The sequence below is a fragment of the Oceanobacillus polygoni genome (genome assembly GCF_008304605.1).
Taxonomy (GTDB): domain Bacteria; phylum Bacillota; class Bacilli; order Bacillales; family Amphibacillaceae; genus Oceanobacillus; species Oceanobacillus polygoni.
This window is the reverse complement of sequence record NZ_PIJY01000033.1, coordinates 107,049-133,302: the sequence shown is the minus strand read 5'-3', so window position 1 is coordinate 133,302 and position 26,254 is coordinate 107,049. Positions and strand designations below refer to the sequence as shown.

At 38.4% G+C, this 26,254-nt stretch carries 25 protein-coding genes; 9 read left to right on the top strand and 16 right to left on the bottom strand.

Going from position 1 to position 26,254, the window contains the following annotated elements:
* The first annotated feature begins 8 nt into the window (after positions 1-8).
* The 5 genes from F1560_RS17270 (at position 9) to srtB (ending at position 6,867) form a co-directional block, all read left to right on the top strand.
* Positions 9-3,239 (top strand): NEAT domain-containing protein, encoded by a 3,231-nt coding sequence (locus tag F1560_RS17270; protein ID WP_187773761.1) that lies wholly within the window; start codon positions 9-11, stop codon positions 3,237-3,239.
* A 118-nt stretch (positions 3,240-3,357) separates the two neighbouring features.
* Positions 3,358-4,275 carry a heme ABC transporter substrate-binding protein IsdE gene (isdE, locus tag F1560_RS17265; protein ID WP_149475891.1) on the top strand — a complete coding sequence of 306 codons (918 nt, stop codon included), beginning with the start codon at positions 3,358-3,360 and terminating at the stop codon, positions 4,273-4,275.
* 22 nt (positions 4,276-4,297) lie between these two features.
* Positions 4,298-5,287 (top strand): FecCD family ABC transporter permease, encoded by a 990-nt coding sequence (locus F1560_RS17260; protein WP_149475890.1) that lies wholly within the window; start codon positions 4,298-4,300, stop codon positions 5,285-5,287.
* Entirely contained in the window at positions 5,274-6,044 is a 771-nt protein-coding gene (locus F1560_RS17255) for an ABC transporter ATP-binding protein (RefSeq protein WP_149475889.1), read from the top strand. Before F1560_RS17260 ends, F1560_RS17255 begins: the two co-directional genes overlap by 14 nt.
* Before the next feature lie 37 nt (positions 6,045-6,081).
* Complete coding sequence (gene srtB / locus F1560_RS17250) at positions 6,082-6,867, top strand: class B sortase (RefSeq protein ID WP_420874449.1); 786 nt, start codon at positions 6,082-6,084, stop codon at positions 6,865-6,867.
* Between the two features lie 38 nt (positions 6,868-6,905).
* Here the strand turns inward: srtB and isdG are convergent, their stop codons facing one another.
* From isdG to F1560_RS17230, 4 genes are read right to left on the bottom strand one after another with little or no spacing between them, the layout of a single operon-like run.
* A complete protein-coding gene (gene isdG, locus F1560_RS17245) occupies positions 6,906-7,256 on the bottom strand; it encodes a heme oxygenase (protein WP_149475888.1) in 351 nt (116 codons plus the stop codon).
* Between the two features lie 42 nt (positions 7,257-7,298).
* The gene (locus F1560_RS17240) at positions 7,299-8,111 is read right to left on the bottom strand and encodes an ABC transporter ATP-binding protein (RefSeq protein ID WP_149475887.1); all 813 of its coding nucleotides are present in this window, start codon (positions 8,109-8,111) and stop codon (positions 7,299-7,301) included.
* Entirely contained in the window at positions 8,108-9,106 is a 999-nt protein-coding gene (locus tag F1560_RS17235) for a FecCD family ABC transporter permease (RefSeq protein WP_149475886.1), read from the bottom strand. Before F1560_RS17235 ends, F1560_RS17240 begins: the two co-directional genes overlap by 4 nt.
* Complete coding sequence (locus tag F1560_RS17230) at positions 9,103-10,050, bottom strand: ABC transporter substrate-binding protein (protein ID WP_149475885.1); 948 nt, start codon at positions 10,048-10,050, stop codon at positions 9,103-9,105. The genes F1560_RS17235 and F1560_RS17230 overlap by 4 nt, the downstream gene beginning before the upstream one ends.
* A 390-nt stretch (positions 10,051-10,440) precedes the next feature.
* Here F1560_RS17230 and cdaS point away from each other — a divergent pair, with 390 nt between their 5' ends.
* On the top strand, positions 10,441-11,064 hold the full coding sequence (cdaS, locus tag F1560_RS17225) for a sporulation-specific diadenylate cyclase CdaS (RefSeq protein ID WP_149475884.1): 624 nt from the start codon (positions 10,441-10,443) through the stop codon (positions 11,062-11,064).
* Positions 11,065-11,240: 176 nt separating this feature from the next.
* Here cdaS and dnaB read toward each other — a convergent pair whose 3' ends face one another.
* From dnaB to F1560_RS17205, 4 genes are all read right to left on the bottom strand, one after another.
* On the bottom strand, positions 11,241-12,614 hold the full coding sequence (dnaB, locus tag F1560_RS17220) for a replicative DNA helicase (protein ID WP_149475883.1): 1,374 nt from the start codon (positions 12,612-12,614) through the stop codon (positions 11,241-11,243).
* Between the two features lie 179 nt (positions 12,615-12,793).
* Positions 12,794-13,240 carry a 50S ribosomal protein L9 gene (rplI, locus tag F1560_RS17215; RefSeq protein ID WP_149475882.1) on the bottom strand — a complete coding sequence of 149 codons (447 nt, stop codon included), beginning with the start codon at positions 13,238-13,240 and terminating at the stop codon, positions 12,794-12,796.
* Complete coding sequence (locus tag F1560_RS17210) at positions 13,237-15,216, bottom strand: DHH family phosphoesterase (RefSeq protein ID WP_149475881.1); 1,980 nt, start codon at positions 15,214-15,216, stop codon at positions 13,237-13,239. Before F1560_RS17210 ends, rplI begins: the two co-directional genes overlap by 4 nt.
* A gap of 31 nt (positions 15,217-15,247) precedes the next feature.
* Positions 15,248-16,192: a YybS family protein gene (locus tag F1560_RS17205; protein WP_149475880.1), complete on the bottom strand. Its 945-nt coding sequence runs from the start codon at positions 16,190-16,192 to the stop codon at positions 15,248-15,250.
* A 302-nt stretch (positions 16,193-16,494) separates the two neighbouring features.
* Between F1560_RS17205 and F1560_RS17200 the strand changes: the two genes are divergently transcribed.
* Complete coding sequence (locus F1560_RS17200; protein ID WP_149475879.1) at positions 16,495-16,977, top strand: DUF1189 family protein; 483 nt, start codon at positions 16,495-16,497, stop codon at positions 16,975-16,977.
* A 51-nt stretch (positions 16,978-17,028) separates the two neighbouring features.
* Here the strand turns inward: F1560_RS17200 and rpsR are convergent, their stop codons facing one another.
* The 4 genes from rpsR to ychF all read right to left on the bottom strand — a co-directional run bounded on the left by rpsR (position 17,029) and on the right by ychF (position 19,500).
* Positions 17,029-17,259: a 30S ribosomal protein S18 gene (gene rpsR / locus F1560_RS17195; protein WP_106898422.1), complete on the bottom strand. Its 231-nt coding sequence runs from the start codon at positions 17,257-17,259 to the stop codon at positions 17,029-17,031.
* Between the two features lie 105 nt (positions 17,260-17,364).
* Positions 17,365-17,880, bottom strand: a complete 516-nt coding sequence (gene ssb, locus F1560_RS17190; protein WP_149475878.1) for a single-stranded DNA-binding protein — start codon at positions 17,878-17,880, stop codon at positions 17,365-17,367.
* A gap of 15 nt (positions 17,881-17,895) precedes the next feature.
* Positions 17,896-18,183, bottom strand: a complete 288-nt coding sequence (rpsF, locus tag F1560_RS17185) for a 30S ribosomal protein S6 (RefSeq protein WP_149475877.1) — start codon at positions 18,181-18,183, stop codon at positions 17,896-17,898.
* A 216-nt stretch (positions 18,184-18,399) separates the two neighbouring features.
* Positions 18,400-19,500, bottom strand: a complete 1,101-nt coding sequence (ychF, locus tag F1560_RS17180) for a redox-regulated ATPase YchF (protein WP_149475876.1) — start codon at positions 19,498-19,500, stop codon at positions 18,400-18,402.
* A gap of 330 nt (positions 19,501-19,830) precedes the next feature.
* Here ychF and F1560_RS17175 point away from each other — a divergent pair, with 330 nt between their 5' ends.
* Positions 19,831-21,573: a DUF2339 domain-containing protein gene (locus F1560_RS17175; protein ID WP_149475875.1), complete on the top strand. Its 1,743-nt coding sequence runs from the start codon at positions 19,831-19,833 to the stop codon at positions 21,571-21,573.
* Between the two features lie 114 nt (positions 21,574-21,687).
* Here F1560_RS17175 and F1560_RS17170 read toward each other — a convergent pair whose 3' ends face one another.
* Positions 21,688-22,467, bottom strand: a complete 780-nt coding sequence (locus tag F1560_RS17170; protein WP_149475874.1) for a divergent polysaccharide deacetylase family protein — start codon at positions 22,465-22,467, stop codon at positions 21,688-21,690.
* 298 nt (positions 22,468-22,765) lie between these two features.
* Between F1560_RS17170 and F1560_RS17165 the strand changes: the two genes are divergently transcribed.
* Positions 22,766-23,365: a nitroreductase family protein gene (locus F1560_RS17165; RefSeq protein WP_149475873.1), complete on the top strand. Its 600-nt coding sequence runs from the start codon at positions 22,766-22,768 to the stop codon at positions 23,363-23,365.
* 114 nt (positions 23,366-23,479) lie between these two features.
* Here F1560_RS17165 and F1560_RS17160 read toward each other — a convergent pair whose 3' ends face one another.
* The 3 genes from F1560_RS17160 to F1560_RS17150 form a co-directional block, all read right to left on the bottom strand.
* On the bottom strand, positions 23,480-24,694 hold the full coding sequence (locus F1560_RS17160; RefSeq protein ID WP_149475872.1) for a NupC/NupG family nucleoside CNT transporter: 1,215 nt from the start codon (positions 24,692-24,694) through the stop codon (positions 23,480-23,482).
* Positions 24,695-24,812: 118 nt separating this feature from the next.
* Positions 24,813-25,769, bottom strand: coding sequence for a nucleoside hydrolase (locus F1560_RS17155; protein WP_149475871.1), 957 nt, complete (start codon positions 25,767-25,769; stop codon positions 24,813-24,815).
* 16 nt (positions 25,770-25,785) lie between these two features.
* Positions 25,786-26,254, bottom strand: a 469-nt coding sequence (locus tag F1560_RS17150; protein WP_187773760.1) for a nucleoside hydrolase, incomplete at its 5' end; no start/stop codon positions are given.

The following is a 26,254-nucleotide window of genomic DNA, read 5'->3' as shown; positions in this document are numbered from 1 at the left end:
ATACAATGGTGAAAAAACAATGGCATAAACTATTATCACTTTTTTCCGTGATGGTTCTTGTACTCTCAACGATCCTTCCGAGTACGGTCATCTATGCAGAAGAAGCACCACTTGCTAACGGGGAATATACAATTGATTTTGAATTCCATAAGGACGGTACAGATGATAAATCGGTAATGGACGGCTATACGACAAAACCTGCAACATTATTTGTTGATGGCGATGAGAAACACATCGAGCTGACTTTAACAAATAGTCATTGGATCAAATTATTCCAAACGGACCGAAATGGAACATTTGTTGACGCAGACGTTGTCTCCGAGAATACAGAGGCAGACACACGTCTTGTCCGATTTCCTGTAGAAGATTTATCTACGAAATTGGATGCTTACACACATGTTCACATTGAAGACATCCCAGGTTTTAACTATAACAACTATTACACGGTTCAACTTGCTTTTGATGAGACAAGTATTGTTCCTGTAGAAGTAGAAGAGCCGGAGCAACCGAGCGATACCGATGAGAACGATAGCAACGAGCCGGAGCAACCGGGCGATGGTGACGAGAATGACAGCAACGAGCCGGAGCAGCCGGTTGATCTAGACGATGAAATCGAAACTGGAACATATTCCATTGATTTTGAGGTTCATAAAGATGGAACCAATGATATTTCGGTAATGGACGGCTATACAGAAAAGCCTGCTAAGCTCTTTGTTGAAGAGTCTGGGCAATTTATTGAATTAACGCTAACAAATAGTCATTGGATTAAGCTTTTCCAAACCGACCAAAATGGGGAATTTGTTGATGCAGAGGTAATTTCAGAAAATGCAGATGCAGATACACGTACCGTTCGATTCCCGGTAGAAGATCTGGATAGCAAACTAGATGCCTACACACATGTTCACATTGAAGATATTCCTGGGTTTACTTACAACAATTATTATACGGTTCAATTTGCTTTTGATAAAGCGAACCTTGAACAAATAGATGTTGAAGAGCCAGAACAACCGGATGAAGAACCAACGCCAATTACGTTAGAAAATGGCACATACACAGTTGAATTCAATGCGTTACATGCTATTGAAGACAAGGCTTCCTCTATGGCAAGGTATTTTGAATCTACCGCAACACTAACTGTCGAAGACGAAAATATTCTGATCGATCTTACCATTCTCGAACAGCCGGGACAATTGATTACCGGGCTTCTTTTAGAAAACAATGGTGAGTTAGAAGATGGCGTTCTGGTTAGTGAAGATCCGGATACGCTAAGTCGAGTAGAGCAATTTGCAATTGATGGTCAATCCACTATCATTTCTGCTCAAGTTGACTATGAGGTGCCTGCTGCTAATCATAAAGGGTCTCAACCGTTCCGAATTTCGCTTGATTTAGACACCGTTACGGAAGTAGAAGTTCCTAGTGAACCAGAAGAACCTAAAGAACCGATTATGGAAGAAGATGAAGACGGTAATATTACCGTAAAAGTAACCGACGTAAACAATTTTAACCATAAAGAGGCTGACAACTCTTATAAACTAGATTATGAGGCTAAAAATGTTCACATCGGCAAGGCTATTTTATCAGAATTAGATGCGAATGCAAACCTAGTAATCGCTGGTAAGGGTGGGGTAACCGCCACTTTCGCTATACAGGAATTATTAGACCAACTTGGATCTTCTGAAACACTTGTCATTGATTTCACAGATATCACAAGTGATTATCCAGACGCCTTAAGTAACGTCTATGATATAACATTAAAAGCTGATGATGAGGCGATTCATACATTCGATGAAGCCGTCCGCTTAACATTTACAGTTGATACAGACAAAGTAGGCAACTGGGACAATGTTCATATCGCTTATATCAATGATACAGATGAAAAAGAAGTACTACAAACAACGATTGATCGTGATAATGGTATTGTTACAGCAGACGTTTCTCACTTTAGTATTTACGGGGTATTTGAAAATATAGTTGACGATCCAGAAGAAGATGAGGAAACAGAGGTAACAGCATATACAATTGATTTTGAAGTTCATAAAGATGGTACCGATGAGATTTCAGTAATGGATGGATATACTGTTAAGCCTGCAACACTTTTTGTTGGCGATTCTACTCAATTTGTTGAATTAACGTTAACAAATAGCAATTGGATTAAGCTTTTCCAAACAGATCAAAACGGGACATTGATTGATGCAGAAGTTGTAGCTGAAGATACGGATGCAGATACACGTACCGTTCGATTCCCTGTAGAAGATCTTTCTAGCAAGTTAGATGCCTATACACATGTTGTTATTGAGGACATTCCAGGATTCGAATATGACAACTACTATACGGTTCATTTCGCATTTGATGAAGCTAGCATGGAGCCAGTAGACACAGAAGGACCTGAACAGCCCGGCAATGGAGATAACAAACCTACTGACCCTGAGCAACCGGGGGAGGAAGATAATGACCCGACTAATCCGGAACAGCCAGGGGACGAAGACAATAATCCAATAGATCCCGAGCAACCAGTTGACGGAGATAAAGACCCTACTAAACCTGGAAATCCTAGTGAAAAACCAGGTGATGAACAAGAAATCGCATACTACACAATCGATTTCGAAGTTCATAAAGATGGTACCGATGATATTTCGGTAATGGATGGCTATACGCTTAAGCCTGCCAAGCTTTTTGTTGAAGATGCTGCTCAATTTATCGAATTAACATTAACAAGCAGCAATTGGATTAAGCTTTTCCAAACAGATCAAAACGGGACATTGGTTGACGCAGAAGTTGTAGCTGAAGATACGGATGCAGATACACGTACCGTTCGATTCCCTGTAGAAGATCTTTCTAGCAAGTTAGATGCCTATACACATGTTGTCATTGAAGACATTCCTGGATTCGAATATGACAACTACTATACGGTTCAATTCGCATTTGATGAAGCTAGCATGAAAGCAGTTTACACAGATGATCCAGATGTAGACCAAGATCCAGATCCAAATCCAATCAATACGAATGATCCAACGAATACGGACGATTCGAAAAATAAGCCAAATGATGATGATGGACTTTCCTATGATCGCAATGGGGATACAAATAAAACAGATGACTCTAGTTCTAAAAATACGACGACAAATGCGAAAACAACGAATGCAAAAACTGGTGATACAGCAAACTTCGTTATATTCATCGTATTACTTGGAGCATCCGCCTTCATTTTGTTTAGAAAATATCGTTTAGGAAGACTGTAATATAAGAGAGGATACCCCAAAGCAAATAGACGCAGACACAGTTGTGCCTGATGCAAGAGCTTCGGGGTATCCTTTAACTTTTTCAAAGAAAATCTGCCAAACGAAAGGAGAGGAAGTAATGAAAAAAGGTATACCGTTCTTGTTTATAGCCATCATCTTGTTTCTCATTGCTGGTTGTTCTTCAAATGCGAGTGATCCAGCACAATCAGAAGCTGCGACAGATAACGAGCATGAAGAAGTAGATGCTGAGGTAGAAGAAGAACACCGAATTGTTGCAACAACTGTAGCTGCAACAGAGATGTTTGATGCTCTGGAGTTAGATTTAGTAGGTATTCCAACGAGCTATAAGGATTTGCCAGAGCGTTATGACGACTTAACAGAGATTGGAAATCCAATGAGCCCAGATATGGAACTTATTAAATCGCTAAATCCCACCGAGGTTTATTCGGTTACCACCTTACAGACTGATCTAGAGGATGTTTTTCATAATGTCGACATTCATGGCACATTTATGGATTTGCAAAGTGTTGACAGTGTGCTACAGGAGCTGATTAATCTTGGTGAAAAATTTAATCGAGAAGAACAAGCTGAAAAAGTAGTAGCGGATATTGAACAGCGTTTTGCTGAAATTGAAGAAGCTGCTTCCAGAGAAGAGACGCCATCTGTCTTGGTCTTGATGGGAGTTCCAGGGAGCTATCTTGTTGCAACAGAACACTCCTACATAGGCGATCTCGTTAAACGAGCTGGCGGTGAAAATATTGTACATGGAGAGGATGTCGAGTACTTGGCCTCCAATACCGAGTATTTACAGCAGTCCAACCCAGATATTATCTTACGCGCAGCACATGGTATGCCAGATGAAGTAGTAGAGATGTTTGATAAGGAATTTAAAACAAATGATATATGGAAGCATTTTGACGCGGTAAAAAATGATCGTGTATACGACTTACCAGAACCGCTATTTGGAACGACAGGAAATTTAAAAATTGTCGAAGCGATGGATGCGCTTGTCGAGATGCTCTATCCAGAAATTTAATCGGATAGTTGAGGGATTAATCATGCGAAATCGAAAAATAATTAGTTTTATCGTAACACTGATTCTACTAATTGCAGTTCTACTATTCTCCATGATGGCTGGGAGTATCCGAGTCAGCTTTGGAGAACTTATTCAAGGTCTTTTTACTGGTAATAACGAAGATGTAATCGTCATTAAAGACTTACGTATGCCGCGAATCATCATTGCTATGTTTGCTGGAGCCGCACTAGCTGTAGCAGGGGTACTTTTACAAGCAATTATGCGAAATCCACTAGCAGACTCAGGGATTATTGGGATTTCATCAGGTGCCCAGTTTACATATATTTTTGGTGTCACGTTATTTCCAACACTATTCTTCTGGTCACCACTCTTTGCATTTATAGGTGGAGGAATCGCTTGTTTTCTTGTTTTCAGTCTTTCCTGGAAATCTGGGCTTCACCCATTACGGTTAATTTTAATTGGTGTGGCCATTAACGCTGTATTTACCGGATTAACAGAATCCTTTAACTTCAGAGGCTCTTATTCGGTAACAAGCATTAGCTCTGCAACAACCTCTACATTGAGTATGAAAACGTGGAATGATGTTGAAATCATGGTTATTTTCGGCGGAATTGGGCTAGTTCTTGCTTTCCTTACGTTTGCCTCTTGCAATCTATTAGCACTGCAGGATAAAACCGCAAAAAGTCTCGGCGTCCCTGTGATGCGTCTGCGTATCTATATTGCAGCAGTCGCCGTTTTGCTCGCTGCCACATCCAGTGCCATTGCAGGAATGATCGCATTTATTGGTATTCTTATCCCGCATATCGGCCGGCAGCTTGTCGGTAATGATCATAAGCTGCTTATTCCTTTTTCAGCAGTCGCTGGTGCTTTACTATTATTACTAGCAGACACATTAGGAAGAACAATTATCGCACCGAATGAAATTCCTGCCTCCATCATCATGGCCATTATCGGTGGACCATTCTTGATTTTCTTATTAAGAAGGGAGGATAAACTCAATGAAACTCGATAATATTTCCTTTTCCTACAAAGGTACTGGCAACCAATTATCAAACATTTCAGCTGAGATTATAAAAGGAAAAATTACAACAATCATCGGACCTAATGGATCTGGGAAATCGACCTTGCTCGGTGTTATGTCTCGTAATCTCGCACCGTCTCAAGGAAGTATCATTATGGATGGGAAAGCAATTCAGGAATATAACGCTAAAGATTTTGCAAAAAAGCTAGCCATGGTTCATCAGGAAAATGGTGCTCCCAATGATTTAATCGTAGAAAAATTAATTCATTATGGCAGGATTCCATATCGAAGCTTTTTAAAACAAGATAAGGATAAAGACGAGCAGGCTATTGAATTTGCTATAGCTCGAACAAATCTAGGAGATAAGCGCCACGCTCCCTTCCAGCAGTTATCTGGTGGTGAAAGGCAGCGCGTTTGGCTTGCACTAGCATTAGCACAACGTACTCCAATTCTCTTTCTTGACGAGCCAACAACATATTTGGATATCTACTATCAATTAGAGATTTTAGAGCTTGTTAAGCAGCTAAATGAAGAATTTAATATGACGATCGTGATGGTCTTACATGATATTAATCAAGCCATTCGCTACAGCGACTATTTGATGGTTATGAAGCACGGTGAGTTGGTGATGCAAGGAGCCACAGAGGACGTTATTTCAAAAAAATCCATGAAGGAAATCTATAATGTAGATGTTGTTTTAAAAAACGACCAAGAAACTGGCCTCTATGTAATTCCAATTGCTAAATAAATGGAACAGTTAAATCTAAAAGTGGGAAGTGGAGAAATTGAGCAAACAAAAACAGCACAAAAACAAACCAAAAAGTATGATACAGCGACTGATTACGATCGTTTGCCTCGTTATCTTTATCGCTTCCGCTTTTTACTTAGTCGATGCCTTATACGACTACTATACCAATCGTCAAGTATTAGCAGATATTCAAGATGTATACCGGGAAAGCAAGGAAGATGAGATCGAAATAGGGCCAACTGACTCAGTAGCCACGATTCGTTCTTCCTTCCGTGATATCCTTGCCATTAATAGCGATATTGTCGGGTGGGTCACGATGGACGGAACAATGGTGGATTATCCAATTCTGCAAGCAGAAGATAATGCATATTATTTGCAGCGAAATTATAAAGAAGAGGATTCACGGGCCGGGAGTATTTTCATGGACTATCGCAATGATATAACACAACAAGATCGGAATATTATATTATACGGGCATAATATGAAGGATGGCTCGATGTTCGGACAAATGAAGCGATTTCTAGATGAAGACTTTCTTCAGGAACATCAGCATTTTTACTTTGATACGCTATATGGTAGCTACGAGGTAGAAATTTTCTCTGTATACCATACAACGACCGATTTTTATTATATTGAAACAGACTTTCCCAATGACGAATCATATCGTACTTTTTTAGATGACATTAAAAAACGTTCTGAAGTTACAACGGATATTGAATTAAATGCAGAAGACCAAATCATTACATTATCCACCTGTGATTATCTGCTCGATCCAAATGAAGGACGCCTTGTCATTCATGGAAAATTGGTGAAGCAGAATTAAAAATAAGAAGCAGTATACATACCGCTTCTTATTTTTAATTACACTGTCGCTTGCTCCTGCACCGCCGCTTCTGCATTTGCCGAAATCGGATGGCGAACGACTTCTACATCATAGTACGTTATTTTATTTTCAATAATATATTCTGGAATCTCCCGCTTACGATGGGATTTTTTGAATGCGTCGCTTTTGGTCCAGTTTTTAAAATCATCCATGGAATTCCAGCGTGTCACAACAGATACTTCATCATAATCACGAAGATTCTTCGTAAACATAACTTCTAAGCCAAGGAAACCAGACATTTGCTCAACCATGCCGACTTTCTTAAATCGGTTAATGAGCTTTTCTCCATCACCTTTTGTAATTTTTGATGTGTTTGTCACAATTAACATGTTAAATACCCCCTATATGAAATAATTTTTTACATTACTTTATTAGAAAATCGCCTTCAATTTCTCATCTGACTCCCTTTTTCGCCTATTCGGAACAATAATTGGGTAGTCATCGACATAATTAACGGTTGCGAAAATATTGTAAACTTTTTTGAGAAACGTGGACGTTAATAGGTTTTCTGGAGTTCCTTCAGCTACAATTTCCCCTTGCTTCATTGCGATTAAATAGTCGGAATACGTAGCAGCCTGTTGCAATTCATGATTCACCATGATGATGGCAATGCCATACCGTTGGTTAATCTCCTGTAGTAAATCCATCACCTCAAATTGGTGGGCAATATCAAGGTATGTGGTTGGCTCATCTAATAAGAGTATATTTGTCTGTTGAGCAAGCGCCATTGCAATTCGGACTTTTTGCTGTTCACCTCCTGACAGGCTTAAAAACATCCGATCCTGATATTTTTTCGTATTGGTTACTTCCATTGCCCATTGAATAACATTTCTGTCTTCTTCTGATGTTCTTGTTTCAAAGCGTTTTTTATATGGATAACGCCCAAACGCAATTAACTCCTCTACGGTTAAATTCGGCAGCGACTGCTTCGACTGCGGCATCATTGCCAAGACCTTAGCAAATTCCTTTGCCTTATATTGCTTGGAACGTTTATTGTTTACAATCACATGGCCACTATCTTCCTCAAGGAGTCTAGCAATTAGTTTTAATAGCGTTGATTTGCCGGAACCATTAGAGCCAACAATCGATGTAATTTTCCCTTTTGGAATTTGTATCGTAATATCTTTCAGTGTGAAATAGCCAACTTGGAGTGAAAGTTCTTTCGTCATAATCACTTGATTCATACCATCATTCCCCGCTTTTTTAATAAATATAGGAAGAAAGGAGCTCCTAAACATGCTAGTAAAATCCCAACCGGGAGTTCAATTGGATCAAACAGTGTACGAGCTAGCGTATCTGCAAAGACAACGAGTACTGCTCCTCCCAACGCCGAAAGTGGCAGTAAAAATCGATAATCCTCGCCGAAGATAAGCCGAATAATATGGGGGACGACAAGCCCTACAAAGCCAATCAATCCTGCCACACTTACTGCTGTCCCCGCTAATAGTGCCGCTAATACGATAAGTAAAAATCGTTGCCACTCTACTCTTTCACCTAGCAATTTGGCTGAGTCATCACCTAATAGAAGAAGGTTTGCTGGCTTAATTGCCAGTAGGGATAACAGTAATCCAACGATAGCGTATGGTGCCATAAAGCTTAAATGATACCAGCTACGTCCATTTAATCCTCCAGCAAGCCAAGGTAGTACCGATTGGACACGATCACTAAAAATGACCATTAATCCGCTTTGTACTGCACCTAGCAAAGCATTTATTGCTACACCTGCCAAAATAATTTTAAAGGCGGATGCGCCGCGATCCCATGCGAGTAAATAAATAAAGATTGCTGTTACTAAGGCACCAATAAAGGCAGTGATGGGGAGCAGGTAGCCAAATTGCGGTAACACAAGCATTGTTATCGTCGCTGCAACACCGCCACCAGCTGTTACACCAATTATCCCGGGATCTGCAAGTGGGTTTTTCATCACACCTTGCAAAATTGCCCCCGAAACGCCAAGACATGCACCAACGAGCAAACCAATTAACACACGCGGTAAACGCAATTGTAAAATAATTGTCTCATGTATCGATTCACCGCTTCCGGTAAGTACACTCCAAATATCTACGAGTGTGATCGGTACAGAACCATAGATTAAGCCAAAGGCCGACACAGCGATTACTAAAATGGGGAAAAGCGTAATTCCCCATTTTCTTCTTATGCTTCGTTGTTCAATGTTCATGATTCATTTTGCACCGTGGCTAATAATTCTTCTAATAATTCCATTGCCTCCATTACTCTTGTGCCAGGGTTCGTACCAAATAAATCAGCTGGCAGCACTTCAATATTTCCGGCTTTTACTGCATCTAGGTTATTCCATGCAGGATTCTTCTCCATTTCCTCTATAAATCCTGATTCGACTGCTTCTGGATCACCATGACTCATCAATAAAATATACTGTGGGTTTGCTTCGATAATTCGTTCTGTATTTAATTGGGCATATTGCGGATATGCTTCTAAGCTTTCAAAATCACTAGCGATATTTTCGCCGCCAACAGCCTCAAGTATATTGCCGCTTAATGAATTTGGAAGGGCCGTCATAAAGGTCCCAGGTGCACCATATACGAGTAATGTACGAACTGGCTCAGTATCTTCCTTATGTAACGCTTTGATTTTTTCATTGATTTCTGCATTTATTTCTTCTGCTTTATCTTGTTTTTTCAGCATCTCACCAAACAACGTAATTTGCTCTTGGATATCTTCAATTGAATTTGCTTCAGTTAAAATCATTTGTGCATGTAAGCTGTGGATGGATGCTGTATCCTTGCTATTCATTTGAACATTACCTAAAACAACCTCTGGTTGAACAGATGCTATCTTTTCTAAATCAATTCCGTGTGTATTACCAACCTGTTCTACATCCTCTGCCCCTTCTGGTACACCAATATCTGTACTAGGGCGTCCTACCAGCTCACCATCTAATGCATAAATAATATCCATCTCTCCATTACTGAGTGCAGCAATCCGTTCAGGAACCTGTTCAAATACGATTTCCTGTCCCGCAAAATCAGTAATGGAGTAATTATCTCCACTATTATTACTTGCTTCACTATTCGCAGATGAATCCGAACAACCTGCTAGAACAGCAGCCACCAATAGACATACCAATACATAGATGTTCTTCATAATTATCCCCTTTACCTCTCCTTAACATAATCCGGTTATAACTGATAATGATTTTCATTATCACCAATATACTTTACATGATAATGAAAATCATTATCAATGTCAATTGTTTTCTTATTATTTTGACACAAATTTTTCACAGTTTATAGTTCCATAGAAGCTTTTTCAATAATAAATCGGAGGAATAAATGAGCGTATGGTGGGAAATAGCACCTAGAATAATCCTAGACTTCCTAGCTTTTGATGTTTACAAACATGCTTTATAAGGAAAACTCCCCACAAAGCCTATTCGTCATTGCTTAATGGATTCGTTATGTTCATTACGTTCACGCATAAAAAGAAGACTTTCGTGGAAAATAGAAAAGATTAAATTGAACGGGAGGTGGGATCATGGGTTTAATTAAACCAGGGTTATCGTTTTCATTAATCCACCAATTAAAAAGAGACTTGGGAGATTTATCACATCGAATTGATCGCTTAATACATGCCATGGATAATCCAAATTCCAGCTTACTTAATGAATTTGAGGAAATTCATCATCTATTTCATGATATTCAAGTTAGCACGGCATCCCATTATCTAAATTCTTATTTAGCACCTTTTACGAATCAATTTGAGGTGCTCTCAAAAGCAATTCAACATCTTTCAGACCGAAATCACGGTGCTCTCATTGTCATTCAGCGAAAGGACGCTCTAGATTCGTATATCCATTCTGGAGTTTCAATTAACGCTGACTTGTCCTTTCCATTATTAGAATCGATTTTTCATACTGGTAGCCCATTACACGATGGTGCGGTTTTAGTCTGTGATACGAAAATTGTATCTGCCGCTAATGTCCTCCCAGTCTCTAAACAAAAAGTAGTCGAAAAGAAATTAGGTACAAGACACCGAGCAGCCCTTGGACTTTCCGAATTAACCGATGCTTTAATCCTCGTCGTTTCTGAGGAGACAGGGAGAGCAACATTCGCATTTGCCGGTGAATTATATCCAATCCGTACAAATGGTGTCACGTAACTTTAAAGAAAGCTTGGTTGGGGTGACATCCAACCTGAGATTTTGTTTTACTATTAATTGTGAACTTCAGCCTTTTTCTTGATATTATCAGCCTTTTGGTCGTGAACATCAGCTTTTTCCCTTTTAATCATTGCACAAAAAAACAGCCTCTCATAAAAAAAGGCTGTTTCACTATCCTATGCTTGCATCATCGCTGGCGGGATATCTCCCTCTTGGTAGCGATGATCTAAATCTACGAACTTATTATATTCCTTCACAAATGCTAGCTCTACTGTTCCAGTTGGACCGTTACGCTGCTTGGCAATGATGATTTCGATAATATTCTGGTTTTCTGTTTCCTTATCATAGTAATCATCACGATAAAGGAAGCCGACAATATCCGCATCCTGCTCAATACTTCCAGACTCACGAATGTCTGACATCATTGGACGTTTATCTTGACGTGATTCTACTCCACGTGATAGCTGTGACAAGGCAATTAATGGCACCTTCAGCTCACGAGCTAACGCTTTTAATGCACGGGAAATTTCGGATACTTCTTGCTGACGATTTTCCTTTGAATTTCCGCTTCCTTGAATCAATTGAAGATAATCAATTAAAATCATCCCAAGCCCATGCTCCTGCTTTAAACGCCTGCATTTTGAGCGAATCTCACTTACACGAACGCCTGGAGAATCATCAATATAAATACCTGCATTTGATAAAGACCCCATCGCCATCGTGAGCTTGCCCCAGTCATCTGCTTGCAGCTGTCCATTACGTAATCGCTGTGCATCAATATTTCCTTCTGCACAAAGCATACGTTGAACAAGCTGTTCAGCACCCATCTCAAGACTGAATATTGCTACATTCTGGTCTGTTTTTACAGCGACGTTTTGAGCAACGTTCAATGCAAATGCCGTCTTACCAACAGATGGTCGAGCTGCAATGATAATTAAATCATTGGGCTGGAAACCAGAGGTAATCTTATCTAAGTCATGGAAGCCTGTTGGGACTCCCGTAACATCACCTGTTTGCTGATGGAGCTGCTCAATATTATCATAAACATCAATAAGAACGTCTTTAATATTTTTAAAGGCCCCGGAATTTTTCCTTCCAGATACCTCAAGGATGCTTTTCTCTGCATCGTTTAAGACACCTTCTACTTCATCTTCATGTTCAAAAGTAGACGTAACAATATCCGTTGCTGTGCGGATTAATCGTCTCAGTATCGACTTTTCCTCAACAATTTTACTATAGTATTCTATATTTGCTGCAGTTGGAACACTCTCAGCAACCTGTGTTAAATACGTTACACCGCCAGCCTCTTCCAGCTGCTTCTTGTTATTTAAATAGGTCGTAACGGTGACGACGTCAATTGGTTCGCCTCGTTCAGAAAGGTCCATCATCGCCTGGAAAATCCGCTGATGACTCGCTCGATAAAAATCATCTGGAAGTAATAATTCAGAAGCAGTCGAAAATGCTTCAGGCTCCAGAAAGACAGCACCAATCACCGATTGCTCAGCTTCTATATTGTGTGGTGGTGTTCGATCATTTAACGTCTGATTCATTCGACGCTCCCCCCTTTTCTAAGAAGTTAAATCAAGCTTTTTATCTTTATAGTGCGTGTTCAAACAGGAGGATGAAAAGGACCGAGAAATTCGATGCGTCATTTTCACCGGACTTTTTGAACAACCTCTTATACAGAAGAAATCGGCCCAATCGCCGATTTCTTTCATTGTCATTATTATTATTGCTCGCTTACGTGAACTTTAACAGAACCAGTAACTTCTGGATGAAGCTTCACTGGAATTGTCGTATATCCTAATGAACGGATTGGCTGGTCAAGCTCAATTTTCCGTTTATCTAATTTTTTACCATGCTGCTTCTCTAACGCTTCAGCAATTTGCTTACTTGTAATGGAACCGAATAGACGTCCATTATCTCCTGATTTCGCCTTAATTTCAATGGTTAGTTCTGCCAATGTATCCTTCAGATTCATAGCTTCTTCTTTTTCCTGTTGTTCCAATTGGGCACTTTTACGCTTCTGTGCTTCCAATGCCTTCATGTTTCCAGAGGTTGCTTCCTCTGCTAATTTATTTTTTAACAAATAGTTTCGGGCATATCCGTCAGGTACGTTCTTTACCTCACCTTTTTTTGCTTTGCCTTTTACATCTTTAAGAAAAATTACTTTCATTCTGACTCTCTCCCTTCATAATACTCGTTTAAAATATCGATTAGGAATGCTTCTGAATCATCGATGGTTGTATCTTCTATTTGCGTAGCTGCATTTGTTAAATGCCCGCCACCGTTCATTTTCTCCATGATAACTTGTACATTTACTTTCCCAAGTGACCTGGCACTAATTCCAATTTTACCATCAGCTCTTTCAGAAATCACAAAAGAAGCACTTATTCCAGTCATCGTTAGCAAAGTATCGGCTGCCTGAGCAATCATCACGGGACTGTAGGATGTCCCAGATTCAGCTTTGGCAATCGCAATATGATCGCGGAATATTTTTGTACGTTCAATAATTTTACTACGCTTCATATAAAGGTCCAAATCTTCTTTTAAGAATTGCTGTACTAATACGGTATCGGCACCAACTGAACGCAGGTATGACGCTGCGTCAAACGTCCGTGAACCAGTACGTAATGTAAAGCTTTTCGTATCGACAATAATTCCTGCTAACAATGCTGTAGCTTCCAGCATTCTTAATTTCGTACCTTTTGGCTGATATTCCAGTAGCTCTGTCACTAGCTCTGCAGTCGAAGAGGCATATGGTTCCATATATACCAATGTAGGATTATCAATAAAGTCCTCGCCTCTACGATGATGATCGATCACTACCCGATATTCGGTTTTATGGAGCAAGCTACTGGCAGCTACCATCGACGGTTTATTTGTATCGACAATGACAAGCAAGCTTCTATTTGTAATAATCTCCTCAGCACGATCAGGATCAATAAAATATTTCCATAATTCCTCATCCGCCTTAATTGCATCAACTAGACGATATACGCCAGTATCGACATCATCTGGATCAAAGACAATATGTCCCTCGACATTGTTTGTTTTGGCGATATTTAAAACACCAATAGCTGCACCAAGGGAATCCATATCTGGTGATTTATGACCCATAATAATGACATTGTCACTTGCTTTCACGAGCTCTTTTAACGCGTGAGAGATGACGCGAGCCCTTACACGGGTTCGTTTCTCCATTGGATTTGTTTTACCACCGTAGAACCTCACCTTACCCTGGTCCTCTTTAATCGCAACCTGGTCACCACCACGTCCCAATGCCAGATCAAGGCTGGATTGTGCAAGTTCCCCTAACTCTGGTAGTGATATATTTCCGACGCCAACACCGATACTCAATGTAACCGGATTATTCTCAACGCCATTCATTTCACGGACCTCGTCCAAGATATCAAATTTAATTTTCTCAAGCTGTTGTAAAATTTCCTTCGTTCCAACAGCCAAAAATCGCTCTTGAGATGTTCGTTTTAAATAAAGCCCATAACGATTCGACCAATTATTCAAAACGGTCGTCACCTCTGAGTTTAATTGGCTCTTAGCTGTATCATCCATATTCTGTGTAATTTCTTCATAATTGTCTAAGAAGATAATAGCAAGCACGGTTTGATCATTATGATAAAGCTTTTGTAACTGCTTTTGATCGGTTCGATCAAGTAGGTAAAGTAATCGTTCTTCTTTTTTAATAATCGTGTGAAACTTATAGCCATCCAATTCGAGCCAAAGACTCTCTTTATTCTCTTTAATCATTGGAATAATATCTTCCGAAAGCTTATTTAGTGAGTCACCTACAAGTGATTCTTCTTCTTCATCACTAAATTGTTTCATGTAGGGATTAGCCCATTCAATTTGATAATCTTCATTATACAAAATAATACCTAATGGCATCTCTAATAAAGCTTCTTCTCCAACCTTCTTGATCCGGTGTGATAGGCTTGATATATATTTCTCTGTCTCATTAAGAATTGCTCTTTCCGTCCTGACGCTATAATAAAAGGAAGCGGCTAATACAACAGTCAAAATGAGCGCCAGTATCCACTGGAAATACCAAACGACACCAAGCAGAAGGAAGGATAACACATAGATTACCCATACATGCCTGCTTAATATTGGCTTATTTTGTAGATTCGGCATTGCGTTCAGCTCCTATTACTCGGGTGCAACCTTATTTTTTGCTTGTCAGGCGATCTCTTAACCTAAATCCTATATCAATTATACCTAAGATTCTTATGAAATAAAGTAGAAACGTTGGAAAAAGTAACGTAAGAACGACAATAAAAATTGGCACAGCTTTTGTTATTTTTTTATGATATGCATAAAGGAAGATAAATGAAAATCCTTGTAATGTCATTAAAAGCCCTGTTAGCACCAATAGATTATGTACAGCTGTATAGTATATACCCGCTGGATTTAAATCAAAAAACGAAATGAACAATGCAAAGAAATAAATCCACAGCATAGATGTCGGAAATCTTAAATTACGGAAAGGCGGAAATCGAAGTTGCTTCTTCTCCAGTCGATTGATAAATTTATAGCTAATCCATTGACTGATAAACGCTAATACAATTGCAGTTAATGCAAGACCCACAGGCAGTAATTCAATGAGTATGTCAGCTTGTAGCAACAGCATTTCTTCCATTTGCTCTGTTTGCCCGCCAGCACCAAATTGCTCCATGATGGATGCGCTCATTTCCATCGAGTCTGTAATTATAACTTTCAATTCATTTACCAGATTAACGGAAAAGAAAACCTGTGTAAAAACAAAAACAAACAATAGACCGATAACAAATCCTAATGTCCCTCTGGCCCATGTTTCATAAGCAGATACTTCTTTACGAATCGCTGTACCAATTGCGATTCCTCCTAGTCCTGTTAAAACCGTCAGTGGCAAGAAAACAAACGTTGCCAGGAGTGCGGTTAGAAGCAAGGAGGCAAGAAACATTAACAACGAAGGCTTTCCTCCATGTCTAGCTGCATATAAAATAAATGGTATTGGTAATACAATCATCCCAAACATCGTTAATATCGGAACGAATATGGTAATCAGAAGAAGCACCATATAAATCGCTAATAATAATGCCCCATCTGTTAATTTTCTTGATTGATTCATTCATTGCACCTCATCTAATCTAAATTGACAATTGACTATTCTACTATAATAACATGATTCGTACCAAAATAGTTGTCGGATCATGTTGAACCATTTAGTCCTCAGGAAATAAACTAATTTTCATTCGATTTATTGTAGTTTAGCTCCTTCCTACTTGCAAATGTCATCCTTTCTTCAACACTATAAGCGCATTTCTCACTGTTTTCTACTATAATAATATACAGGGAGAGCCACATAAAGTAAGCAACATGTTTATTTTATAGCAGGTTATTTCTAAGCATACATAGTTAAGGATGGAAATCATGACCTATTTGCACGTTTTTTTAAATAGTATAAAATTGCCAAAGAAAAAAGCAATGTTTCAGCTTAATCGAGTTGGCATGGACACTGCTGTCATTTATATGTTTATCCTACTTGGACTCGTATCCATTCCTGCATTAATTGAGCAGCTTACTGCGACAAGTGGCCTTGGAGCCGATATGAATGTTATATTCAAGTTCGTTTATTTCTTTATGTTTTATTATTTGCCATTAACCATTCTAGTTTTCATTGCAATATGTTTTGTGGCTTACATTGGTAGAGGGCTTACGTACATCATGCAACGTAAACTACGCTTTTCTATTCTTTGGAAAATGTGTGCATTTACAACAACAATCCCATTTCTTTTATATATTATCATCTCATTTATCATTCCAGTTCGTGATTCTTATCTATTGCTTACCTTTATCTTCTCGATTGGATTATTGTTTAAAATGATCTCTATTTACCCAAAAAGAAGAAAATAAAAGAACCCCAAAATCGGAAATACATCCAGGTTTTGAGGTTCTTTCGTATTATTACTCAGCTACAAACGGTAATAATGCCATAGTACGAGCACGTTTGACTGCTACAGTAAGTTTACGTTGGTATTTTGCAGAAGTTCCAGTTACACGACGAGGAAGAATTTTTCCACGTTCAGAAATGAAACGTCTAAGCAAATCTACATCTTTGTAATCGATGTGTGTAATTCCGTTTGCTGTGAAGTAACACACTTTACGACGCTTTGCGCGTCCACGACGAGCTGCCATTGATAACCCTCCTTTTTAAATTTTTCTAGTAGTGTTCAAAAGGACGATAAAGAGGACCAAGAATTTCGTTTCGTCATTTCCATCGGACTTTTTGAACAACCTTTTCTAGAATGGTAAATCATCATCTGATATATCGATAGGCTCTCCATTATTTTTAAATGGATCGTCTTGTGGTTGATTATTACTTGGTTGATATTGATTCTGGTTTGATTGTTGATATTGATTTTGATTTTGATTTTGAAATTGGTTCTGATTTCTATTTTGCTGGTAACCTTGCGAATCCTGTCCACCAGAAGAAGAACCTTTTGATTCCAAAAATTGTACACTATCTGCAACAATTTCAGTCACATATACAGTTTTTCCATCTTGTCCTTCAAATGAACGTGTTTGAACTCGACCATCGACACCAATCAAACTACCTTTTTTCATGAAGTTTGCTAGGTTTTCCGCTGGTCTACGCCAAACGACACAGTTAATAAAATCTGCTTCTCTATTTCCCTGTTGGTTAGAAAAGGGACGATTAACTGCAATCGTAAAGTTAGCGACTGCCACGCCATTTGGTGTATAACGTAAATCAGGATCCCTCGTTAACCTGCCTACTAGTACGACACGATTTAACATCAGAACCACTCCTTATTATTGTTCATCTCGAATTGCAATATGACGAATAATATCATCAGAGAACTTAGCTAGACGGTCAAACTCATTGACAGCTTCTTCGCCACTGCTGAAGTTGATAATAATATAATATCCATCACGGTAGTCTTGGATTTCATAAGCAAGACGCTTCTTGCCTTTTTCTTCCACTTTTGCGATCTCCGCGCCATTATCTGTTAGAATTTTGTTGAAACGCTCAATCAAAGCTGTTTGAGCATCCTCTTCCATGTCTGGGCGGATGATGTACATGATTTCGTATTTTCTCATCCGTTACACCTCCTTTTGGTCTTAGCGGCCCCCATCGATTTTAAACGCGACTCGTTTCTAAAATAATAGGAGCAAGGAATAATCATAATCTAATTACTCACAATAACGTATTATACCAAATCCTGTTTCATTTGACAAGTATTCGAGAGAGCCTAATTGTACGTTCTTAGTTAATTATCCTATTTTTTGCTACCATTATTCTGTTAAATCTTATACTTATACGTTAAAGCGGAAGTGGATAACATCGCCATCTTGAACGATATATTCCTTCCCCTCTAAGCGAACCTTCCCTTTTTCCCGTGCGTGTCCCATCGAACCAGCATCGACTAGATCTGAATACGAAACCGTTTCTGCACGAATAAAACCTCTTTCAAAATCAGTATGAATAATACCAGCTGCTTGCGGTGCTTTAATCCCCTTACGGAATGTCCATGCACGGACTTCTTGCTCACCAGCAGTAAAATAAGTTGCTAATCCTAATAAGCTATAGGATGCTTTAATAAGCTTGTCTAAACCAGATTCTGTGATTCCTAAATCGTCAAGGAACATATCTTTTTCTTCTGGATCCAGCTCGGAAATTTCTTCTTCAATTTTTGCACAAACAACAATTACTTCAGCGTTTTCCTTCGCAGCATAATCTCTTACCTTCTGTACATTTTCATTGGAATCTGGATCTGCAACCTCATCTTCGCTTACATTAGCTACATATAAGGTTGGTTTACTTGTTAGCAAGTGTAACCCTTTTACAATTTTCCATTGTTCGTCTGTAAATTCCAATGCTCTTACAGGTCTTTCTGATTCCAGACCCTCTTTTAAGGTTACAAGTATGTCATGCTCGATTACCGCTTCCTTATCCTTCTGTCTTGCGAGCTTTTCGACACGTTGGAAACGTTTATTTACCGTTTCTAAATCAGCAAGAATCAATTCCAGATTAATGATTTCAATATCATCAATTGGGTCAACCTTTCCCGATACATGGGTAATATTCTCATCGACAAAGCAACGGACAACTTGACAAATTGCATCTACCTGGCGAATATGGGAGAGAAATTGGTTCCCTAATCCTTCCCCTTTACTTGCACCTTTTACAATTCCTGCAATATCCGTAAACTCAAATGCAGTTGGTACAGTTTTCTTCGGTTTTACTAATTCTGTTAATTTATTTAAGCGTTCGTCAGGTACTTCTACAATTCCCACATTCGGATCGATCGTTGCAAACGGGTAGTTCGCTGCTTCAGCTCCAGCTTGTGTGATTGCATTGAAAAGCGTGGATTTTCCCACGTTCGGAAGTCCTACGATTCCTGCTGTTAAAGACATTAAACTTTCACTCCTTAAGGATTCCATTCATATAAACGCGTTTGTACCCCAATTATAGATAGTGGTAACTAAAAATACAAGTAAGTAAAAAGCAAAAATAGGTACACTAAGTATACCTATTTTCGCGCGTTTACCCTATTACTTTTGGTTTTTCGTATCTCTTTATAAGAATATAATACTATTTTTAGTAAGTACTAGTCAATTTTAGCTATTTTTTATCGTACTACCATCTATCTGATAAAGTGTATACATATATTGTTTGAAAATTTTATTCAATTGTTAAATAATGGTTGTATGCAAAGTATTTGACGTTAGAAATGAGGGATATATTTGTCTGAAAAAAGAATCCTGGAATTAGAAGAGCGAATGATGAAGCTTGAAAAAGAGGTAGAATTATTAAAGGGAGTTAAACAGAAAGAACTTCAGAGCGTAAATAATATCCAAGAAGAAAATGCCATCAGGGAAATAAAACCGAAGCCTAAAGAGACGTATAAACCGATACCGAAACAAAATGTCGATTGGGAAAAACAAATTGGCCGTATTTGGCTACCACGCATCTTTATGGTTGTTTTGTTAATTGGTGTAGTTTGGGCTTTTAAGGCAGCCATTGATAATAATGTCATTACAGAGCCAGTTCGCATTTTTATCGGGTATCTAACAGCTATTGTTTTGTTCGTATTAGGCGAGAAACAATTCAATCGTAAAAGGAGGACGTTAGGTTTAGTTCTGTTAGGTGGGTCCATATCCTTGCTCATGTTAACAACATTTGCAGGTCATGTACTATACGGCCTAATACCTGTAGCAGGATCTGTTCTATTAAATTTATTGTGGGTTGGAATAGGTATTTATTTAAGTTACCGACACAGGTCCCAAGAATTAACCATTTTTATGGGATTTGCAGGGTATTTGATGCCATTTTTATTGGATGGGCAAGCAAATAACATGTATTTATTCGTCTTGTATGAATTCGTCTTATTTATGAGTTTATTAGTTATTTCAATGAAAGAGAGATATCTTAAATTATTCTATATTTCTACATTATTATTACACGTAACTTATTTGGCTTATCAGAATCTGTCATCGTTATTGCTACCTATAGAAAAATCATTATCCCTAGTACAAGTGATAGCTGTAGCTATTTTCATCCAACATGCTGTCTTGTTAGTTGCAGCATATAAATGGAATTTATTTAAAAAGAAAGAGTTGCCTCTACTATTCACCAGTTTCTTACTGACTCTTTTATGGCTATATAACAGCTTTGATGTTTATATTTATGAGGATGATTATAATACTTGGCTAAGACACTTTAACGAATTCGGTTCCATCTATGATTACGTTTTATTAGGAATGGCGATATTGTACGGAATTCTTTCTTATTTATGCTACACAGCAAACAAAAAAGTGAAATTATCCGTATTCAGTTCCATTGGGTTATTCTCATTGACCTTATTCTTTATTGCTGTGCTTGAGTTTGAACAATTGAAAATCGTGTTTCTTCTGGAATCTTTAGTCGTTTATTATATGGGTATACACATTCCGAGCAAATTACAACGAGCATCTTCCATTTTCTTGTTATTCATTAGTTCCATTCTCATATTCATCGAATCCGCTTATATGGAAAACGTGTGGTCGATGGAAACATTAGAAATGCTCCTATTATTAGGTGTACTCGTTGGATTCTTGCAGTTAACTTCTCAGTACCACGATAAACTCAAAAACCATCAATTGCTTGTTAATGGATTTGGATCATATATCGTGTTCACCATAATCATGTTCGCAACGACGCTTACCAATGTAATCCTGGATCATTATTCTGATAGTATTCAAAATATGGGTGTATCGCTCGTGTGGGGATTACTCTCTATCGGATTTGTGTTTTATGGAATCCTGCGGGAAAATAAACGGGTAAGAATATTTGGTATCGTATGGATATTCGTCACCTTAATGAAGCTAATATTCTTTGACTTGCCATCGGTTTCTATTTTGATAAGAGCAATATTATTTATTGGTTTAGGAACGATAGGAGTGTTTATGTCCAGGTTTTTTTATAACAAACATGATGAAGAAAAATGAAAAACGAGAGAAGGATTTCCTTTTCTCGTTTTTTCTAGAGGTCTATTGTAATCTGCTGGGCCCTTCAATAACTGCCTTTTAGAATCGGAACGGCTTCTCCTCCACATGGAATTTCTACCTGTCATGAATTGTTTCTAGTAATTTATACTCCTCAATTAAGTCCGAAATTTGAACAATCTCTGCTTTTTCTTCATAAATAGGAATGAATTCTTTTAACACATTAACCATATTCGGTCCTGTAATTCCAACATGTCCGATCGCTATCAGTTGTTCATTGTCCATTATTTTTTCCGCTAATAAATTGGCTTGCTTTGAAATATGTCCTATTGTGTAAATTTCATCAAAAAACAAATTATTTTCTAAATAGGGGACATTCATTTCTTGGGCTAGCTTTCCAACAACGCTTTTACTTGAGGTCATGCTATCAAGGTAGTAAAGGCCGTTTTCCTTAATTACTTCAAGAACAATTCTCATCACTCTTTCGTCTTCTGTCACCTTCGAACCCATATGATGATTGACACCTACAAGATGGGGGATATCCTGAATAGCGTCTTCTACCCGCTTTCTGATTTCATCATCACTTAGATCCGTTGTGATTGCCCCTGGTCCAAGCCAGGATTTCTTACCCCTTTTCGGCTCCATGGGCAAATGAAGAATCACTTCATGACCATAATGATGTGCCAATTCCGCATCTTCTTTTGTTGTCGGCATAAATGGCATAACGGCTACAGTTAGTTTAATCGGAAGCTTAAGCATTTCTTCTGTTCCCCTCATATCATTACCCAAGTCATCAATGACAATGGCTAACTCATTTTTAGGTATAGTAGAAGTTGCTGCAAAACCTTGTGGAATAAAAGAAAAAAGTAGCAAGAAACTGCAAATCAATACTTTCATGAACACACCCCTCACTTTTTACAGTAGTATTCCCTATTTAATCCTAATCATTTATCGTCATAACAAGTAACAACCAAATGCTCCCATTACAGTTTTTATGAAAAATAAGAAATAGAGTATTAGGGGGTCTAAATAAGTTTTATTTTAAGCATACATTTAGTTTCACATAATGAAACTAAATTGACTAATTTTGATTTGCGGTTTTAATTATTCTCCACTATAAAAGTTGTTATGACATTGTAAGACAAAAAAGGACAAGAAAAGACAAATAAATATTTCAAATTAAAGGAGATTGTTTATGTCAACATTTGTAAATTTAGTAGAAAAACGCCGTTCGATTTACGTATTAGGAACTGATAGCCAGTATTCAAAAAAGGAAATTACGGATAGAGTTCGCGAGGTTGTTAAACAAGTACCTACAGCTTTCAACAGCCAAACAACACGTGTTGTTGTATTATTCGATGAAGCAAACGATAAATTCTGGAATCACATTTATGATGTTCAAAAAGATGTTCTTGAAGGACAAATGTGGGATATGATGTCAGGAATTATAACAGGCTCAAAAAATGGAATAGGCACAGTTCTATTCTTTGAAGATACGGATGCAGTTAAAGAAATGCCTGCACAAGGAGTCCGTGAAGAAGCTTACAAACAAAACAACAATGCGAACGCACAATACGCTATTTGGTTAGCTCTTACAGAAATGGGCTTAGGCGCAAGCTTACAACACTTTAACGTGGGCTATGAACAAGGTTTCGATAAAGGAACTAAAGAAATGTTCAATCTACCAGAATCATACGAAATGCTTGCCCAAATGCCATTTGGTTCAGTTGAACAAGAAGCTGGCGAAAAAGAACATATCGATGCAGATGTTCAAGTAAAAGTTTTTGATAAATAATTTTGCTTAATGAAGAGCGTTAGACTCAAAGTCACGCAATATGCTAAAAATAGAGCCTAGGTAATCATAAAGATCACCTAGGCTCTATTTTTTTGCGACAGGAGAATCTTCTGTCTAAATAAGCATCCCAGCAATCGCTGCACTTAATAGATTAGCTAATGTTGCCGCAACTATTGCTCGTAAACCCATCTCTGCAATATCCTGTCTTCTTGAAGGTGCAATTCCTCCTAATCCACCGATAATAAGAGCCATCGCACCCAGATTGGCAAATCCACAAAGTGCAAAGCTAATAATAACAACACTTTTAGGAGACAGATTCGCAATCTCTGGAGCAAAAGCAGTATAAGCTACAAATTCGTTTAATACAAACTTCTGACCTATAAAGGAACCTGCCGTCAGTGCTTCATCCCATGGAACACCGATAAGCAAGGCAAGCGGTGAAAACACATAGCCTAAGATTTGTTCTAGAGTTAACGTCCCAAACCCAAAAATTCCGCCAATCGAACCAATAATTATATTAAGCAAAAATATAAGAGAAATGAATGCAAGTAATAGCGCCCCAACACCTGCGGCAATTTTCAAACCCTCTGTCGCTCCACTAGCAGCTGCATCAATTACATTCTTTGACTCAGTGTCTTTGATCATCTGAACACGTTCAACGTTATTTTGTTTTTCTGTTTCTGGAATGATTATCTTAGCTAATAACAATCCTGCCGGAGCTCCCATAAAAGCGGCAGCTAACAAATATTCTAAAGGAACTCCCATCATGGCATATCCACCTAGAACTGAACCTGAAACACACGCGAGTCCTCCTACCATAACAGCAAATAGCTCTGATTTGGTCATATTTTCAATATAAGGTTTGATAACTAACGGGGCTTCCGTCGGACCTAGAAAAATGTTCGCAGATGCCGACATAGATTCAGTTTCACTCGTTTTTAGTACTCTTGCTAATAATCCACCAATGATTTTAGTTGCCCACTGCATGATCCCAAAATAATAGAGAACTGATATTAATGAAGAAAAGAAGATGATAATGGGTAACACTTGTAAGGCAAAGGTAAAACCTGCATTTTCTGCGCCTAGTATCCCTCCGAACAAGAACTGAATTCCAGCATTGGAAGAGTCAATGACTTTTTGGACAAACATTGAAATATACTCGAGAATCTTTTTTCCAAATTCCCATTTCAAAACCATTAAAGCAAAAACGAACTGAAAAGCAAATGCGCCAATGACGGTTCTCGGATTAATTGCTTTACGATGTCTAGAAAAAGCTAATGCTATTAAAAAAATACCTATAATTCCTATTATTCCCCAAATATATTGCATAAACTTTTCCTTTCTTTCATTGTCGAATGACATAGAATTAAAGAGGGAGGAGGCTTAGAAACCGCCTCTCCTCATTTTTACAATCAGACTGTTAATTTATCCCGAATTAAATTAAGTTTCACTTTATCGAACGCAATACCTCGATTAGCATTTCTTTGAATGCATTCCGATCAATCTCTTCACAAACCCGAACATTTTTTGTACGATCCAAACGATTATTAACATCAACAAGACTGTAACCTTTTGTTAGTTCACCTATTGTTTCAACATCTACATGATATAGATTTGATTTTGTCATAATTTTTTCATTTGCTGCAACAGCAGCCAGTAATGTATCTGGGTGTGTTGTGCCGTTTAATTTGTGAACACTTTTATTAAATTCCATCACAACTTTATTGATATCTTTAAAAAATTGCGACCCACTTGTCGTTAAACCCTCTATTGTCTTATGATCGTTATCGTCCATAATGGAATATTGCGTGCACATTTCCCAACCAACCATTGTCATTGGGATACCTGAGTGAAGTACAATTTTCGCAGCTTCAGGATCAACGAAGAAATTGTACTCTGCGCTCGGAGTAATATTTCCTAACGCATTATTTGTGCCACCCATAATGTAGAGATGAGGAATCTTTGGAACGATGGTTGGATCCTTTTTAATCGCCATCGCAATATTCGTTAGCGGTGCAATCGCTAATAAATAGACCTCTCCAGGGTTGTTGTGAACTGTTTCAATAAGAAAATCTACTGCATGTCCTTCTGCAGGAGATTGGACCGCTTTTTCAAAAAACGAATCCCCCATACCGTCTTTACCATGAACATCTTCAACTGTACGATGTTCATTTTTACCAAGCCCCATTAATGGACGCTCATGTCCTTTGTATACTGGAACTTGTCCACTCTTTCCTGCTACTTGAACGGTATAAAGTGCATTTTCAACCTGCTGATCAAATTGAACATTGCCACCAGTAATCATAATGCCTTCTACTTGGAAATAATGAAGCGCGGTTAATATGGCAATCGTATCGTCACCAGCTGTATCGGTATCAATAATAACTCGTTTTTTGTCTAACATTTAGAAGTCCCCTCTATTACTTTTTTGCTAATTCAGTCATATAATCAAAGAACCCATCGCGATTCACATCATAAACGACATTCACAGGTCGTCCATCAGCAGTTTCAACTGTACGGCCTTGGCTTGAACCGTCTGTGTGTACAATGCTGTTAATGGTTTGTACTTTCACAAGTTCAGGATTGCCAACAAATACGGTTGTTAACACATCCCACAGGTAGTACGTAGAGTTCGTTGAAAAGTGAACAAGTGGTGGTACCATTGCATAACATTGTCCAAGAAAATCAACACCCAGGTATTTGCGTTCTTCAGCCCAACGCTCACGTACATCTAAAGTTAGCGGTACTTGGTTTGTACTTTCAAGCGCCACTAAATCAATTTCTATGCTGGTATCCCATACACGAGCGGCTGCCTCAGGGTCCCAAAACACATTCCATTCTGCTGTTCCATCATGCTCAGGCTCGTGCACATTTCCTGCTTCACGAAAT

Coding starts and splice junctions, on each gene's coding strand:
- isdE (WP_149475891.1), top strand. CDS start 3,358: ATGAAAAAAGGTATACCGTTCTTGTTTATAGCCATCATCTTGTTTCTC.
- F1560_RS17260 (WP_149475890.1), top strand. CDS start 4,298: ATGCGAAATCGAAAAATAATTAGTTTTATCGTAACACTGATTCTACTA.
- F1560_RS17255 (WP_149475889.1), top strand. CDS start 5,274: ATGAAACTCGATAATATTTCCTTTTCCTACAAAGGTACTGGCAACCAA.
- isdG (WP_149475888.1), bottom strand. CDS start 7,256: ATGTTAATTGTGACAAACACATCAAAAATTACAAAAGGTGATGGAGAA.
- F1560_RS17240 (WP_149475887.1), bottom strand. CDS start 8,111: ATGAATCAAGTGATTATGACGAAAGAACTTTCACTCCAAGTTGGCTAT.
- F1560_RS17235 (WP_149475886.1), bottom strand. CDS start 9,106: ATGAACATTGAACAACGAAGCATAAGAAGAAAATGGGGAATTACGCTT.
- F1560_RS17230 (WP_149475885.1), bottom strand. CDS start 10,050: ATGAAGAACATCTATGTATTGGTATGTCTATTGGTGGCTGCTGTTCTA.
- cdaS (WP_149475884.1), top strand. CDS start 10,441: ATGGGTTTAATTAAACCAGGGTTATCGTTTTCATTAATCCACCAATTA.
- dnaB (WP_149475883.1), bottom strand. CDS start 12,614: ATGAATCAGACGTTAAATGATCGAACACCACCACACAATATAGAAGCT.
- rplI (WP_149475882.1), bottom strand. CDS start 13,240: ATGAAAGTAATTTTTCTTAAAGATGTAAAAGGCAAAGCAAAAAAAGGT.
- F1560_RS17210 (WP_149475881.1), bottom strand. CDS start 15,216: ATGCCGAATCTACAAAATAAGCCAATATTAAGCAGGCATGTATGGGTA.
- F1560_RS17205 (WP_149475880.1), bottom strand. CDS start 16,192: ATGAATCAATCAAGAAAATTAACAGATGGGGCATTATTATTAGCGATT.
- F1560_RS17200 (WP_149475879.1), top strand. CDS start 16,495: ATGACCTATTTGCACGTTTTTTTAAATAGTATAAAATTGCCAAAGAAA.
- rpsR (WP_106898422.1), bottom strand. CDS start 17,259: ATGGCAGCTCGTCGTGGACGCGCAAAGCGTCGTAAAGTGTGTTACTTC.
- ssb (WP_149475878.1), bottom strand. CDS start 17,880: ATGTTAAATCGTGTCGTACTAGTAGGCAGGTTAACGAGGGATCCTGAT.
- rpsF (WP_149475877.1), bottom strand. CDS start 18,183: ATGAGAAAATACGAAATCATGTACATCATCCGCCCAGACATGGAAGAG.
- ychF (WP_149475876.1), bottom strand. CDS start 19,500: ATGTCTTTAACAGCAGGAATCGTAGGACTTCCGAACGTGGGAAAATCC.
- F1560_RS17170 (WP_149475874.1), bottom strand. CDS start 22,467: ATGAAAGTATTGATTTGCAGTTTCTTGCTACTTTTTTCTTTTATTCCA.
- F1560_RS17165 (WP_149475873.1), top strand. CDS start 22,766: ATGTCAACATTTGTAAATTTAGTAGAAAAACGCCGTTCGATTTACGTA.
- F1560_RS17160 (WP_149475872.1), bottom strand. CDS start 24,694: ATGCAATATATTTGGGGAATAATAGGAATTATAGGTATTTTTTTAATA.
- F1560_RS17155 (WP_149475871.1), bottom strand. CDS start 25,769: ATGTTAGACAAAAAACGAGTTATTATTGATACCGATACAGCTGGTGAC.